This is a genomic window from Thalassovita sp., assembly GCF_963691685.1.
Classification (GTDB): Bacteria; Pseudomonadota; Alphaproteobacteria; order Rhodobacterales; family Rhodobacteraceae; genus Thalassobius.
Window position 1 is genome coordinate 2,920,383 of the sequence record NZ_OY829290.1, and the last position, 15,620, is coordinate 2,936,002.

Annotated in this window: 14 protein-coding genes; 13 read left to right on the plus strand and 1 reads right to left on the minus strand. The window is 61.3% G+C overall.

What is annotated here, in order from left to right:
* Window positions 1-248: 248 nt before the first annotated feature.
* Together ACORLH_RS14025 and ACORLH_RS14030 are read left to right on the plus strand one after the other, a co-directional pair.
* Window positions 249-1,454 (plus strand): hypothetical protein, encoded by a 1,206-nt coding sequence (locus ACORLH_RS14025; RefSeq protein ID WP_321828993.1) that lies wholly within the window; start codon window positions 249-251, stop codon window positions 1,452-1,454.
* Between the two features lie 196 nt (window positions 1,455-1,650).
* On the plus strand, window positions 1,651-2,163 hold the full coding sequence (locus ACORLH_RS14030) for a hypothetical protein (RefSeq protein ID WP_321828994.1): 513 nt from the start codon (window positions 1,651-1,653) through the stop codon (window positions 2,161-2,163).
* A gap of 289 nt (window positions 2,164-2,452) precedes the next feature.
* Here the strand turns inward: ACORLH_RS14030 and ACORLH_RS14035 are convergent, their stop codons facing one another.
* On the minus strand, window positions 2,453-3,244 hold the full coding sequence (locus ACORLH_RS14035; protein ID WP_321828995.1) for a hypothetical protein: 792 nt from the start codon (window positions 3,242-3,244) through the stop codon (window positions 2,453-2,455).
* Between the two features lie 275 nt (window positions 3,245-3,519).
* On the opposite strand from ACORLH_RS14035, the gene gatB reads away from it, so the two are divergent.
* From gatB to ACORLH_RS14090, 11 genes are all read left to right on the plus strand, one after another.
* Window positions 3,520-5,034, plus strand: a complete 1,515-nt coding sequence (gene gatB, locus ACORLH_RS14040) for an Asp-tRNA(Asn)/Glu-tRNA(Gln) amidotransferase subunit GatB (RefSeq protein WP_321828996.1) — start codon at window positions 3,520-3,522, stop codon at window positions 5,032-5,034.
* 169 nt (window positions 5,035-5,203) lie between these two features.
* Window positions 5,204-5,695 (plus strand): thioesterase family protein, encoded by a 492-nt coding sequence (locus tag ACORLH_RS14045; RefSeq protein ID WP_321828997.1) that lies wholly within the window; start codon window positions 5,204-5,206, stop codon window positions 5,693-5,695.
* A 72-nt stretch (window positions 5,696-5,767) separates the two neighbouring features.
* Complete coding sequence (locus ACORLH_RS14050; RefSeq protein WP_321828998.1) at window positions 5,768-6,211, plus strand: DUF4177 domain-containing protein; 444 nt, start codon at window positions 5,768-5,770, stop codon at window positions 6,209-6,211.
* Window positions 6,212-6,352: 141 nt separating this feature from the next.
* The gene (locus ACORLH_RS14055) at window positions 6,353-6,976 is read left to right on the plus strand and encodes a J domain-containing protein (protein WP_321828999.1); all 624 of its coding nucleotides are present in this window, start codon (window positions 6,353-6,355) and stop codon (window positions 6,974-6,976) included.
* A gap of 100 nt (window positions 6,977-7,076) precedes the next feature.
* A complete protein-coding gene (locus tag ACORLH_RS14060; protein ID WP_321829000.1) occupies window positions 7,077-8,147 on the plus strand; it encodes a nitronate monooxygenase in 1,071 nt (356 codons plus the stop codon).
* Between the two features lie 121 nt (window positions 8,148-8,268).
* Window positions 8,269-9,255: a cobaltochelatase subunit CobS gene (gene cobS, locus ACORLH_RS14065; protein WP_321829001.1), complete on the plus strand. Its 987-nt coding sequence runs from the start codon at window positions 8,269-8,271 to the stop codon at window positions 9,253-9,255.
* 140 nt (window positions 9,256-9,395) lie between these two features.
* Entirely contained in the window at window positions 9,396-11,276 is a 1,881-nt protein-coding gene (gene cobT, locus ACORLH_RS14070) for a cobaltochelatase subunit CobT (RefSeq protein ID WP_321829002.1), read from the plus strand.
* 144 nt (window positions 11,277-11,420) lie between these two features.
* Window positions 11,421-13,223, plus strand: coding sequence for an aminopeptidase P family protein (locus ACORLH_RS14075; protein ID WP_321829003.1), 1,803 nt, complete (start codon window positions 11,421-11,423; stop codon window positions 13,221-13,223).
* A gap of 199 nt (window positions 13,224-13,422) precedes the next feature.
* Complete coding sequence (locus ACORLH_RS14080; protein ID WP_321829004.1) at window positions 13,423-13,764, plus strand: DUF427 domain-containing protein; 342 nt, start codon at window positions 13,423-13,425, stop codon at window positions 13,762-13,764.
* Window positions 13,765-13,779: 15 nt separating this feature from the next.
* Complete coding sequence (locus tag ACORLH_RS14085; protein ID WP_321829005.1) at window positions 13,780-15,096, plus strand: SDR family oxidoreductase; 1,317 nt, start codon at window positions 13,780-13,782, stop codon at window positions 15,094-15,096.
* The gene (locus ACORLH_RS14090; RefSeq protein WP_321829006.1) at window positions 15,093-15,560 is read left to right on the plus strand and encodes a DUF2269 domain-containing protein; all 468 of its coding nucleotides are present in this window, start codon (window positions 15,093-15,095) and stop codon (window positions 15,558-15,560) included. The genes ACORLH_RS14085 and ACORLH_RS14090 overlap by 4 nt, the downstream gene beginning before the upstream one ends.
* Window positions 15,561-15,620 lie beyond the last annotated feature (60 nt).

Below are 15,620 nucleotides of genomic sequence, written 5' to 3' on the forward strand. Positions count from 1 at the left end.
GCGTCAGCGGCCGCCGGACGCGTAAGAATCCTGACAATTGTCGAAATATCGACAGTAAAACCGTCGTTTCAGGCGCAATCCGTCAGCCACCTGACGGTTGTTTCCATATCTGACCCAATTGCCGCCAAACCCTCCGCAGTTTCTGCCCGAAAGCTCCTTCGGGCTGCCTTCTTTCCGCCCGAAAGCGGCGCGACATTGGTGGGGTAACAAGTGATCCAGTACCCGTTGCCAAGTAAAAGAAGAGCCCCATGATCAAAGCCACGTTTGCACGCCCCACTCTGCTCAGCAAATTGCGACCGACATGGCGGAATGCCGCCGCCCCCAAACGCCCCCTTTCGACCGACCTGTCGACCCCCGGGGCGCAAACCCGTCGCCTGGACCTGCCAGAAAAACCCACCAGCGCCGAAGACAGCCTGCGTCAGCAGATCGAAGCACGCGGCCAGTTTCTGGCCCGTCAGGACCGTTGGGATGAGCTGGCTGAGGAAATCCGCGCGGCAGATCAAAGCCGGGACTGCACCCCCGGCGGCATGGGTCTGGCCGATCTGTTGTCCCGCGGTGCCCGCCTGGATGTGGTGCAGCCGGTGGAACAGATCCTCAGCGATCCCGCGCTTTTGCCGCAACATGCCCCCCGCGAAGGCATCTCTGCCCTCGAAGAGGTGCTGGAAGATCACCCCGAAGATTTTGGTGTCGCCCTTGTGCTGATCCAAGCCCATATTGATTTCGCCTGGGCCTGGCGCGGTGAGGGCTGGCACGATGCTTTGCCGCCACAGCGGCAACAATCCTTCCTGCGCCATATGGCGCGCGCAGAAGCCCTGCTGGACCGTTTCAGCCCCTTCGAACATGACAGCCCCGCTCTGGCGGCCTGCCGCTGCGCCCTGCTCGCTGCGGCGGTGGAACCGGATGCCAGACTGGCGGATGACTACGAAGACCTGATCGATCTGGACCCGGGCAATCCGCGCCATATGCGGGCCTTTGGCAACCACCTGCTGCCCCGGTGGTTTGGCTCTTATCAGATGCTTGAGGTTGAGGCGCGCCGTGTCGCGCTGATGACCGAGGATCTGTGGGGCGCCGGCGGCTACGCCTGGGTCTATCTGGACGCATTGTCCGTGGATCCCGGGGCGCTGGAGCTTCTTGATGCGGATTTCTTCCTGGATGGAATGCGCGATATTCTGGAGCGGGCCCCGGACCAGCATGTGGTCAACACCTGGGCTGCCTTCTGCGCCGTGACCCTGCCCGCCCTGCCCGCCCATCGCCGTGCCACCCGCGAAGGGCTGAGCCGCCTGCGCGCCGCGCTGGACTGGATCCAGCGCGACCACCTGCAGGAATTGCACCCGCTGATCTGGGGCCAGGCCAAACTGGGTCTCGGCGCCTATGCCAGCCTGCCCTCCATCGAAGAGCTGACCGAAATGGGCCGCACCGCCGCCCAAAACGCACTGGCCCCACAGCCGGCCTAACGGCCCCGTGTCCGGGCTATCCCAAAACACCGACCTGCCTGACTGCGCCCCCTTCGGGGGGCGTTTTTTTTGGCCATGTTGCTAAGTCGTGTTGGGCCCCTTCCCGCTGAGAAAAATGCTTGAAGGGGGTGAATAGGCCGTTGACGGCAGGTCCCGCACGAACCAACCTCAATCGAATTTCAGTTTTAGGTGTCCCATGCGCATTGTCTTGGCTTTTTTCTCAACGGTGGCCCTTTTGGCTGGCTGCAATAGCGCGCATCAGGCTTCTGTTAATCTGGACGGCGGCGTGCGGGTGTCTCTGACGGTCAGCGGAATGTTCAGCCTCCAGAGCGATTGGCGGCGGACACTGACCGTGGAGCATCGTGGTGAGATAATATCACGCGAGCTGTTCGAAGACACAGGCTGGTGGAGAGGGTCAAACTTGTATCTCGCAGAGGCCGGCCTCTTTGTTCTGGATGAAGGACAAATTGGATGTATTGCGTTTCGGTTGGATCCTGTGCGCTTCGACGACAAGGCAGCAAGATGCCACAAAAGACCCCAAACGCTGACCAATGAAGAGATTTCTGGCAGAGACGACAACACAAAATCTGATGTTTATCCCGGAATGCGCTATTTGGGCCGCTTCGCTGAAACCTTGGATGATCGTGCGCGTGTCGAATTCATTTCCCCTGAAGAGGCCCCAGAAATCAGATTGCCCGACCCGCTGTAGTCGCCGTCCAGCATCCAGGTCGCCACGGGTTGGCATTCTGATCGCAACATTCCCGCCAAATACTTGAAACTCCGATCAACTGCCCAACCTGCTCCCTATAACTTTTTTGTTTGCCAACACGGTTTGAGGACATGGCTTTTTTGGGGGGACAACGCTCATCCCCGCAGAAACACCGGCCTCACAAGGCGTTCTGACGCTCAATCAAACCACCAGCAAACGCTGATCGCCGCATGGATGACCGCGGCAAGCCGTGCAAAAGACTACAGACAATTTCTCCACAGCCGCCGTCTCATTCATCGGGTGGCTCGAACCCTTTGTCACGATACAGTTGATCAATGAAAAGCTTTACCTCTTCCGCAGAGGGGCGACTGGCGCCGGATAGGTTTTGGACCAACTCACGGTAAAGATCTGCCTGCTTTTCTATTTCCGCTAGCAGTGCCGCATCCCGCTCGTTCTGCGAAATCTCTTTCAGCGTTGCATATAGATTTACTGCATCACTGACCTGAGCGCGGGCGTCCTCATCATCCTGAGTGCACCACGCTGCCCAAACCTCCTTCGCCGTATCGCTGCCTGTTTTGGCCCCAGCGGACTGCAGCAAAGCTTGAACCTTGGGATAGGGCTGACGAACCTCATAATATGGCAAAGTCACGTAGTAGGGCACCAGAACGAAAGGATTTTCGGCCCTCGGATGACATGCCAATAGGTTTTCCTTCATCGCCAAAAGCGCGTGTTCAAAAGCGGTCAGACTGTCCTGGTCCTGCCTATCAAGCAAAGCCAGAAGCCTGTCGTCCTGAAGCATAACTTCAACAAGATGACCAAATCCCAGGGCCGAGGCTTCATGAAGCGGCGTGCGACCTTTGGCGTTCAATAAGTCCGCATCTTGATCCATCCCCGCCAAAGCCAGTTTCAACTTGTCAGCAGAGGACTGTTCCAGCTGCGTCCACTCAGCCTCACTGCCCCCGGTCAACTCACCGAGGGTATAAAGGTCGCCACTGAATTTGGAGATCACGCCAAAAACGTCATCTGACGATTGCGCAAAACCCGACTGGGCCAGAAGGAGAAGGCCCAGCAACGAACTCAACACATATCTTAAGGCCAAATATCTGCCCTCCACACTTCGAAAACATCTGAGGCGAGGCTCAAATAGCGCGCCTCTAACCCTAATGCCTTACCAATACTAAACCCTAGGATGCATTTCCAGCGCGCGCTATTCGGTTAAGAAAATGGTGTTGCGCGATGCACTGGCGCCCGTCATCGCCTTGATCCGCCAAAGCTGTTCCCGCACACCAAACCCCCTTGCCCCTCAACCGCCCCTGTCCTAGAAGGCAAGCTGATGCTTTCGAAGGACATGAAACCATGCTGGACCTGACCTATGAGACCCCGAAACCCAAGGTGATTGCCGGGGCCAAACATGACTGGGAACTTGTGATCGGCATGGAGGTCCATGCGCAGGTCAGCTCAAACGCCAAGCTGTTCTCGGGTGCCTCGACCAAATTCGGCGCCGAGCCGAACGCCAATGTGGCCTTTGTGGACGCCGCCATGCCCGGGATGCTGCCGGTCATCAACGAATACTGCGTGGAACAGGCGGTGCGCACCGGCCTGGGTCTGAAGGCAGACATCAACCTGTTCTCGGCCTTTGACCGCAAGAACTACTTCTACCCCGACCTGCCGCAGGGCTATCAGATCTCGCAGCTCTATCATCCGATCGTGGGTGAGGGCGAAATCCTCGTGGACATGGGCCCAGGTGTGGCCCGTCTGGTGCGGGTGGAACGCATCCACCTGGAACAGGACGCTGGCAAGTCGATCCACGACATGGATCCCAACATGTCCTTCGTGGACCTGAACCGCACCGGTGTGGCGCTGATGGAAATCGTCTCGCGCCCTGACATTCGTGGCCCGGAAGAGGCCGCCGCCTATGTGACCAAGCTGCGTCAGATCCTGCGCTATCTGGGCACCTGTGACGGCAACATGCAAAACGGCAACCTGCGCGCGGACGTGAACGTCTCGATCTGCCGCCCGGGCCAGTATGAGAAGTATCAGGAAACCCAGGACTTCTCGCATCTGGGCACCCGCTGCGAAATCAAGAACATGAACTCGATGCGCTTTATCCAGGCCGCTATCGAGGTTGAGGCACGTCGCCAGATCGCCATCGTGGAGGCCGGCGGCACCGTCGATCAGGAAACCCGCCTTTACGACCCGGACAAGAATGAAACCCGTTCGATGCGCTCCAAGGAAGAGGCGCATGATTACCGCTACTTCCCCTGCCCTGACCTCCTGCCGCTGGAGATTGAACAGGCTTGGGTTGATGACATCGCCGCCTCCCTGCCGGAACTGCCCGACGCCAAGAAAGCGCGTTTCATGGGCGACTATGGCCTGACTGAATATGACGCCTCGGTTCTGACCGCCGACACAACCTCGGCCGGCTTCTTCGAAGGTGTGGTTGCGGCCTGTGAGGACGGCAAACTGGCCGCCAACTGGGTCATCAACGAATTGTTCGGTCGCCTGAAAGCGGATGAAAAAGACATCAGCGACAGCCCGCTGTCACCCGCCGCCCTGGGCGGCATCATCAAGCTGATCAAGGCCGACACCATCTCGGGCAAGATCGCCAAGGACGTCTTTGAAATCGCCTATACCTCGGGCCGCGATCCGGAAGAGATTGTGGAAACCGAAGGCATGAAACAGGTGACGGACACCGGCGCGATTGAGGCCGCACTGGATGAAATCATCGCCGCCAACCCCGCGCAGGTGGAAAAGGCCAAGGTGAACCCGAAACTGGCCGGCTGGTTTGTGGGTCAGGTGATGAAAGCCACCGGCGGCAAGGCCAACCCGAAAGCGGTGAACCAGCTGGTGGCGCAAAAGCTCGGCAGCTGAGCCACGCCACAGATCTGACAGACAGAACGCGCCTTCGGGCGCGTTTTTCTTTGCGCAGCGCCCCCCTTTCAATGTTCTAAAAATACTCCCGCCGGAGGCATCCGCCCTTTCCTTTTCGCGGCCAGCTTGGCAGCGTAAGCGGCACGTGATCCAAACCGAGGCGCCGCCGATGTCAAACCACCCGCACGACCAAATCCCCTTCCTCTCAGAGGTGAAAACCGTTCTGCCGGAATGGATTGACTACAACGGCCACCTCAACATGGCCTATTACAACGTGTTGTTTGACACCGGCGCGGATGAGGCGTTTGCCGAAATGGGTTTTGGTCCCGACTATGCCAGCAGCCGTCAGATGACGACCTATAGCGCCGATTTCCGGCTGCGCTACCTGCGCGAGATTCACGAAGGCGACCGAGTGCGCGTGGGGTTCCAATTGCTCGACAGCACCGACAAGAGCTTCCATTTCTGCCAGTGGCTCCTGCACGAAGATGGCTGGCTCTCGGCCACCGGTGAAGGTGTTGGGCTGCACATCGACATGTCTGGCCCCAAGGTTGCGCCCTACCCGGCGGATGTGGCTGAAAAGGTTGCCGCGATGAAGGCGGCACATGCCGCCTTCCCGAAACCGGATTTTGTTGGCTTGCCCCTTGGGCTGCGACGGGGATAAGAGGGCGCAACGGATTGAACCGGGGCGCCGCTGCTGTTAGCCTGCGCCGCGTTTAAAACAGGGATCTCTTTGATGACGCAGTATGATTACAAGGTTGTGCCCGCCCCGGCGCGTGGGGTGAAGGCCAAGGGGATCAAAGGGGCTGAGGCCCGTTTTGCCAATGCCGTGGAATTGCAGCTGAATGAACTGGCCGCTGAGGGCTGGGAATATCAGCGTGCCGAAACCCTGCCCAGCGAAGAGCGTTCGGGCATTGCCTCCTCGGTCACAGCCTACCGCTCAATCCTGATTTTCCGCCGTCCCAAACCCGCACAGGACGATGGGTTCCAGCCGATGCCGGAACGCTTTGAGGCTGAGGCGCATATCCCTGCGGATGGTGAGGTGGACACTGCTGAGCCAGAAACAGTCCCTGAGGCCCCGCGTGGCGAAGGGGATGTTCTGCGTGACCGTGTGGCGCAGCTGATGGAACAGGGTGATACGCAGGCTGCAGAACGTTCGGACACCTCAAAAGACGGCTGACACCCTCGTGCTGCGCCTTGATCCGGGCGCGATCTGTGACCTGCACAAGCGGCGACAGAATTTCTGCCCTGCGGCAAGTTTGCCCTTCAACTTGACCTGATTTGGTCTATTATCGGCGGTCCGAGTCGAAAAGGTGATCTCATGGATAAATCAGACCCCTTCGGGTTCGATATGTCGATCAAATCGGCAAAGAAAAAGAACCCCCGTGGCCGCCGTACCATGTCCGGTGCGTCGGAAACCTCTACCCGGCAGTGCGAACATGAAGGCTGCACCGAAGCCGGGGCATACCGCGCACCGAAAGCGCCGGATGTGTTGGATGAATTCCGCTGGTTCTGCAAGGATCACGTGAAGGAATATAACGCGAAGTGGAGCTTCTTTGACGGCAAGACCGAGGCTGAGATGAACGCCCAGCGTTCCTCGGATAAGGTTTGGGAACGTGAGACCAAAAAGGCCACCGATCCCGAAGCCCGCGCCTGGGCCCGTCTGGGCATTGAGGATCCGCATCAGGTCCTGGGTGGCAATGCCACACAGAACCCTGGCCGCAACGCCGGCGCAGGCCGCCGCCTGCCCGCGGTGGAGCGCAAAGCGGTGGAGATTTTGGCCGTGCAGGACACCATGTCCAAGGCTGAGATCCGCAAAGCCTACAAGAAGCTCATCAAGGTGCTGCACCCCGATATGAACGGGGGCGACCGGAGCCAGGAAGAACAGCTGCAAGAGGTCATGTGGGCCTGGGACCAGCTGAAGGACAGCCGCAACTTCCTGTGATATTTGCAGTAAGTAGAAATACCAGCCGCGCCCCTTTGGGCGCGGTTTTTGTTTGTCCCCCTGCCTGCCAAAGGCCATGCTGGCGGCAGGAGGACACATCATGCAGAGCATACTGGCGACCCGTCTGGGCCTTAAAACCCCGATCATTCAGGCCCCGATGGCCGGTGTGTCCACCCCCGCCCTTGCGGCGGAGGTGTGCAAGGCGGGTGGCATGGGGGCGCTGGGGCTGGGCTCCGTTGATGCCGAAGGCGGGCGCAAGGCGATCCGCGCCGCGCGCGATCTGGGGGCGAACTGTCTGAATGCCAATTTCTTCTGCCACCACCCGGAACAGGTGGCAGCCGACAAGGCAGCGCGCTGGTGCGCTGCGCTGGCGCCGGAATTTGCCCGATTTGGTGCTACGCCGCCTGATCAGCTGCGCGAAATTTACCTGTCCTTTGTCGCCGATCCCGAACGGCCCGCCATGCTGCTGCAGGAACGGCCCGAAGTGGTCTCCTTCCACTTTGGCCTGCCCTCCGCCAGCGTGATTGCCGCCTTGAAAGAGGCGGGCATCCTGCTGCTGGCGTCGGCCACCAATGTCGCCGAGGCGCAGGCCTGCGTCAGCGCAGGCATGGACGGGATTGTTGTGCAAGGGATTGAGGCTGGCGGCCATCGCGGCATTTTTGACCCCCTGGCCCCGGATGAGGCGCTGCCAACGCTGGACCTGCTGGCCCGGATCAAATCGCGCACCGATCTGCCCTTGATCGCCGCTGGCGGATTGATGGACGGGGCGGATTGCGCGCGCGCCCTTCAGGCCGGGGCGGATATGGTGCAGCTGGGCACCGCCTTTGTCCTGTGCCCCGAAACCTCCGCCGATGAAGGCTACCGCGCGGCCATGGCATCGGATGCGGCCAATCATACCGGCTTCACCAGCGCGATTTCCGGTCGCCCGGCCCGCGCACTGCCCAATGCCTTCACCGCATGGGGGGCAGATCGACAGCAGGACAGCCCCGGCTACCCGCACACCTATGATGCGGGTAAGGCGCTGCATGCCGCTGCCAAGGCCAAAGGCGATCACAGCTATGGCGCCCATTGGGCCGGATCCGGGGCCGCCCGCGCCCAAAGCCTGCCCGCCGTGGAGCTGATGGCCCAGCTGATTGCGCAGCTTACAGCAGAAATACGGCAGCCCACGTAACGTAGTGTCACTTTTCCCCTATCCCTGTCGCTTTTCGCCTTTTCCTTCGCGTTTCCGTCGATATGTTGCTGCGTGAGATGCATTTCGGGTGGCACCCCACCCTGACCGAAGAGGAATGACCATGGCCGAGGGCATGATGGACCAGAACGCAAAACCCACCGAAGATATCTCGGTTCGCGATGTTTTTGGCATTGACACCGACATGACCGTGAAGGGCTTTGCCGAAGCCAGCGACCGCGTGCCGGAAATCGATCCGACCTATAAGTTTGACCCGGACACCACGCTGGCCATTCTGGCCGGTTTCTCGCGCAACCGTCGTGTGATGGTGCAGGGCTACCACGGCACCGGTAAATCGACCCACATCGAACAGGTCGCGGCGCGCCTGAACTGGCCGTGTGTACGTGTGAACCTCGACAGTCACATCAGCCGGATCGACCTGATCGGTAAAGACGCGATCAAACTGCGCGACGGCAAGCAGGTCACCGAATTCCACGAAGGCATCCTGCCCTGGGCGCTGCGTAACCCGACCGCGATTGTGTTCGACGAATATGATGCGGGCCGCGCGGACGTGATGTTTGTGATCCAGCGTATTCTGGAAGCCGACGGCAAGCTGACGCTGCTGGACCAGAACGAAGTGATCACCCCGAACCCCTATTTCCGCCTGTTTGCCACTGCAAATACCGTGGGTCTGGGCGACACCACCGGCCTTTACCATGGTGTGCAGCAGATCAACCAGGCGCAGATGGACCGTTGGTCGCTGGTCGCGACGCTGAACTACCTCAGCCATGACGCGGAAACCAACATCATCCTGTCGAAAAACCCGCATTACAACACCGAGGCCGGTCGTAAGACCATCGGCCAGATGGTGACGCTGGCGGATCTGACCCGCACCGCGTTTATGAACGGTGATCTGTCCACCGTGATGAGCCCGCGAACCGTGATCAACTGGGCCCAAAACGCTGAGATCTTCCGCAACGTGGGTTATGCTTTCCGTCTGAGCTTCCTCAACAAATGTGATGAGCTGGAGCGCCAGACCGTGGCCGAGTTCTACCAGCGCTGCTTTGATGAAGAACTGCCCGAAAGCGCAGCCAGCATGAGCCTCGGCTAAGCAATACCGCCCGGCGACCCGCCGGGCAGCGCCCGCCCCGCCCCCAAGGCGGGCGCTTTGCACCCGCCCGGGATCGGGCGCTGCCCTTGGGGGATCAACGCGCAATTCCGCGCGTCCCCGCATCCGCAGGCGAAGACAAGATGAAAAAACCGACCGACAACCCAGCCGATCCGTTCAAAAAGGCCCTTGCTGAGGCCACCAAGGTCATGGCCGATGACCCGGAATTGAACGTCGCCTACACGGTTGATCCGGCAGGCATGGCGGGCGACACCATTCGCCTGCCCCAGGTCAGCCGCCGGATGACGCGGGATGAGGTTCTTCTGGCCCGCGGCACCGCTGATGCTTTGGCGATGCAGCGCAAGTATCACGATATGAACACCCATGCCCGCTATGCGCCCCCCGGCGACATGGCGCGCTCAATCTACGAAGCGATGGAAGTGGCCCGCTGCGAGGCGATGGGCGCACGTGACATGCCCGGCACCGCCGGCAACATCGACGCCAAGATTGAATCCGAGGCCCGCCGCGCCGGCTATGACCAGATCAAACAGAGCGCCGATGCCCCACTTTCTGTGGCCGCCGGCTATCTGATCCGCCATCTGGCCACCGGGCGCGACCTGCCGCCTGCGGCCGCCAATGTGATGGATCTGTGGCGCGGCTTCATTGAAAATCAGGCAGGCGGCACGCTGGAGGATCTGCAGGAACGCCTGTCAGATCAGGCGGCCTTTGCCAAGTTTGCCCGCCAGATCATCGAGGATCTTGGCTACGGCGATCAGCTGGGCGATGATCCTGATGAGGAAAACGAAGATCAGGAAGACGACGCCAGCGACGATCAGGATGATCAGCAGGAGCCCGACAGCTCCGGCCAGGATGATCAGGAAGATCAGGAGGCTGAGGCCGATCCTGAACGCAGTCAGGAAGAACAGCAGGACAGCTCCGAGGCGCAGGTCTCGATGGATGACATGGCCGAAGAGGAAATGTCGGACGAGAGCGAACTGCCCGATGGCGAAGCGCCGCTGGAACCGCCTGCCCCGCCGCCTGCCTCTGAGGCGGATCCGAATTACACCGTCTACAATGACGCATTTGACGAAGAGATCATGGCCGAGGAGCTGGCCGAACCGGCCGAGCTGGAACGTCTGCGCGCCTATCTGGATCAGCAGCTGGAGCCGCTGAAAGGTGCGGTCAGCCGTCTGGCTAACAAACTGCAGCGTCGCCTGCAGGCGCAGCAGAACCGCAGCTGGCTGTTTGACATGGAAGAGGGCATTCTGGACGCTGGCCGTCTGGCCCGCGTGGTCGCCAACCCCACGACACCGCTGTCGTTCAAGGTGGAAAAAGACACTGAGTTCCGCGACACCGTGGTGACCCTGCTGCTGGATAACTCCGGCTCCATGCGGGGGCGCCCGATCTCAATCGCGGCGATCTGCGCGGATGTTCTGGCCTCGACGCTGGAACGCTGTGACGTGAAGGTTGAGGTTCTGGGCTTCACCACCCGGGCGTGGAAAGGCGGTCAGAGCCGTGAAAAATGGTTGGCCGAGGGGCGCCCGCAACAGCCGGGCCGCCTGAACGACCTGCGCCACATCATTTATAAAAAGGCCGACGCGCCGATGCGCCGGATCAAGGCCAATCTGGGCCTGATGATGAAAGAGGGGCTGCTGAAGGAAAACATCGATGGTGAGGCGCTGGAATGGGCCCACCGCCGTATGCTGGCCCGCCCTGAGCAGCGCAAAATCCTGATGGTGATTTCTGACGGGGCGCCGGTGGACGATTCCACATTGGCGATGAACCCGCAGAACTTCCTTGAAAAGCACCTGCGCGACGTGATCGCCATGGTCGAAAAGCGCAAACAGGTGGAACTGATCGCCATCGGCATCGGCCATGACGTGACCCGCTACTACCAGCACGCGGTGACCATCACCGACGCGGAGCAGCTGGCCGGCGCCATGACGGAACAACTGGCGGGCCTGTTTGATCACGATCCACGCGCCCGGGCCCGCACCATGGGCATGAAAAAGGCCGGATTGTAAGATCCGACCGCAGATCTGAGAGCTAAGCAGAGCGCGCCAACCGGCGCGCGCTGTGGTTTTGGGCACGGCTTTGCCTCTGGCCGGGATATTTGTACAAACGGACAAAGCGCTGGCGATACGGCCAGCCGCACATAGGAGACAGGGATGTTTCAGAGTTTTGCAGAAAGCGCCTCACCCGCCGCAGGGCCCGGACGTCTGGCCAAACTGCGCGATGTGCTGCGTGCCGAAGCGCTCAGTGGGTTTCTGGTGCCGCGCGCCGATGTCCATCAGGGCGAATATGTCGCCCCGCGCGATGATCGGCTGGCCTGGCTGACCGGCTTCACCGGCTCGGCCGGGTTCTGCGCCGCGCTGCTGGATCAGGCGGGGGTCTTCATTGACGGGCGCTACCGCACCCAGGTGAAGGCGCAGGTGGACCTCGGGCATTTCACCCCGGTGCCCTGGCCCGAAACCCAATTGGCGGACTGGCTGAAGGAACAGCTGCCCGAGGGCGGCGTGATCGGCATTGATCCTTGGCTCCATACCGTGGGCGAGGTGGCCACCTTGGTGCAGCGCCTGCACGGCAGCGGCATCACCCTGCGGGAGGTCGATAGTCTGCTGGACCCTGTCTGGTCGGATCAGCCTGCTGCACCGCTTGGGGCCGTGACGATCCAGCCGGAGGAACAGGCCGGCGAAAGCCACGCAGACAAACGCGCCCGACTGGCCGCTGGGCTGCGTCAGGCGGGGCAGTCAGCGGCGGTGATCACCTTGCCCGACTCGCTCGCATGGCTGTTGAACATCCGCGGCAGTGACATCGCCCGCAATCCAGTGCCGCATGGGTTTGCCATCCTGCATGACAGCGGCGCGGTGGATCTGTTTATGGCCGCCGAAAAACTGCCCGCGGATGTGCGGACCCATCTGGGACCTGAGGTGACCCTGAACGCACCCGATGAACTGGCCGCTGCCGCCACCGCCCTGACCGGACGGGTGCTGCTGGACAAAGGATCGGCCCCGCTGGCGCTGCAACGCGCGCTGGACGCTGGCGCGGCTGAGGTCGTGCTGGGCCGTGATCCGGTGATCCTGCCGAAAGCCTGCAAAAACCCGGCGGAGGTCGCGGGCGCCCGTGCCGCCCATCTGCGAGATGGTGCCGCCATGTGCGAATTTCTGGCCTGGTATGATGAACAGCCCGTCGGCGCCCTGACTGAGATCGACGTCGTCACCCAGCTGGAGGCCTGCCGCCGGGATACCGGGGCGTTGTTGGAAATCAGTTTTGACACCATCTCTGGCACCGGCCCAAATGGCGCGGTGATCCATTACCGGGTGACCGAGGCCAGCAATGCTAGACTGGAAAACGGCCACCTTCTGGTGCTGGATTCCGGGGGGCAGTATCAGGACGGCACCACGGATATCACCCGCACACTGGCAGTGGGAGACGTCGGCCAGGAAGAGCGCGCCTGTTTCACCCGGGTGCTGCAGGGCATGATCGCGGTATCGCAGCTGCGGTTCCCGGCCGGTCTGTCGGGGCGTGACATTGATGGCTTTGCCCGCGCGCCGCTTTGGGCTGCGGGGCTGGACTATAACCATGGCACCGGCCACGGGGTTGGCGCCTATCTGTCGGTGCATGAGGGCCCGCAAGGCATCAGTCGCCGCAATATGGAACCGCTGCAGCCGGGGATGATTCTGTCCAATGAACCGGGCTATTACCGCGAAGGCGCCTTTGGCATCCGCATTGAAAACCTGATTGTGGTCGAACAGGCCGCTGCCCTCAGCGGGGCGGATGATCGTGCGATGCTCAGCTTTGAAACATTGACCTTTGTGCCCATCGATCGCCGCCTGATCGCCGCAGAAATGCTGAGTGAGAGCGAGCGCGAATGGCTCAACAGCTACCATAAAGCGTGCCGCGACAAAATCGGCCCTCGGCTTAGCGCCAAAGCCAAGCTATGGTTAGCGCAATCAACCGCGCCGATCTGAGAAAAGATCAGCCAGGAGTGGATGCCGGGGGCCGCTGATCGGCCCCCCGCGCATGTCTGGCCTTGGGAAAGGCCCGCAGGTGTGACTGTTCACGTCAATGGAACGTCGCGTTCCGTCGCCCTCAGGAGGCAGGGGCCGACATATTGATGTAACAATCGCCATGCAAAGCGAAGCGAACAAGAAACGAGGGGAGAAGACCATGACCGATATCACCATCCGCAAGGCCGAAGGCACCTGGGTTGTCCGTGCAGGCGGCGCCGTTTTGGGCGAAAGCCAAAACGCGCTGGAACTGACCGAGGGCACACTGGCGCCGGTGATCTACTTCCCACGTGAAGACATTGCGATGGCGTTTCTCGATGCCACCGATCACAGCACGCATTGCCCGCACAAGGGTGATGCCAGCTATTTCTCCATCGTGACCAAATCGACCACGCTGGAAAATGCGGCCTGGTCTTATGAAACCCCGCATGAAGCCGTGGCCCGGATCAAGGATCACCTGGGCTTTTACGTCAGTGACACGCTGGCCGTCGAACGGATCTGAACCACAGCACATTAGATGACTGCCCCTGCCCCCACCCCACCGCGCGCCCTGGTTCTGGGCGGCTATGGGTTGATCGGTGCTGCCGCGATGCGGGCACTGATGGAGGCCGGGTTTGACGTCACAGGCATCGGGCGGTCGGAATCGGCCGCCCGTCGTGTTTTGCCACAGGCTGCGTGGCATTTTGCCGATGTCACAGCGCTCAGCACCACAGACTGGCAGGCGCTTTGCGCGGATGTAGATGTGGTGGTGAACGCTGCCGGGGCGTTGCAAGACGGTGGCGGCACCGATCTGGCAGCGATCCACACCACGATGCCTGCGCGGCTAAGCGCGGCGCTAGTGGGCAGCGACACGCGGTTGATCCAGATCTCCGCCGCGGGTGTGTCCGAGGAGGCCAGCACCGCCTTTTTCCGCACCAAGGCGCGGGGGGACGCAGCAATCGTTGCAGCTGGCATCGACCATGTGATCCTGCGCCCGACGTTGGTAATCGGCGCGGCAGCCTATGGTGGGACTGCCTTGCTGCGCGCGGTGGCGGCTATGCCCCTGATCGACTGGCGCCTGCTTGAGGATACGCCGGTGCAAACAGTTGCCCTGAGCGATCTGGCAGCGGCCATTGTCACGGCGGCCAAAGGCGATATCGCCTCTGGCACCATTGCCGACCTGACCGAGGCCGAGGCCCGCCCCTTTCCTGAACTGATCCGCGCGTTGCGCCACTGGCTGGGCCTGCCCGCGCCAAAGCTGCCCCTGCCGCTGCCCGGATTTATGCTGTCACTGGTGGGGAAAGGGGCTGATCTGCTGGGCCTGTTCGGCTGGCGCTCGCCGCTGCGCAGCACCGCACTTACCGCGCTGTCAGATGGGATCACCGGGGATCCTGCAAACTGGCAGGCCGCAGGTGGCCAGCCCTGCCGCGCGTTAACCGAAACACTAGCCGATCTGCCCGCAACGGTGCAGGAACGCTGGTTTTCACGCCTCTTTCTGCTGTTCCCGCTGGTGATTGCAACACTGTCGCTGTTTTGGCTGGCCTCTGGCCTGATCGGTCTGGCGCAGTTTCCGGCGGCGGTTGAGGTTCTGACCTCCCGCGGTAGCAGCGCCGGGCTGGCGGCAGTGGCGGTGGCGGCTGGTATTTTTCTGGATCTGGCGCTTGGCCTCATAGTGCTGTGGCGGCGATGGCTGCGGCCTGCCTGCCTGGGCATGATCGCGGTCACATTTGGGTATCTGGGCGCAGGCACGCTGGTGGCGCCCGACCTTTGGGCGGATCCGCTGGGGCCGTTTGTGAAGACCCTGCCCGCTGCGATGCTGGCGCTGATCCCCTTGGCGCTGGAGGACACGCGATGAGCTATGAGCTGCTGCGTTTCCTGCATGTGATCGGCGCGACCGTCCTCTTGGGCACCGGCGCGGGCATTGCGTTTTTTATGGTCATCTCACACCGGTCGGGGGAGCCGCGCTTGATCGCCCATGTTGCTGGTATCGTTGTACTGGCCGATACGGTCTTTACCGCCACGGCAGCTATTTTCCAGCCGATCACCGGATATCTGCTGATCCGTGAGATCGGCTATGATCTGATGGAGCCCTGGGTGGTGCTGTCGCTGGTGCTTTATGTGTTTGTGGGGATGTTCTGGCTGCCGGTGGTCTGGATCCAGATCAAGATGCGCGACCTGGCCCGGCAGGCTGTTGCCGACAATTCCGCCCTGCCGGCGCGATACCTGCGGCTTTACCGGATCTGGTTTGCTTGCGGGTTTCCGGCGTTTTTTGCCGTGCTGGCGATCCTGTGGCTGATGCTGACGCGGCCGGTGTTTTGACCGCGCGGGCGTTGTAGCTGCCGAGATGTCTGCGATGTGAGTATTTTTGGAACGTTGAAA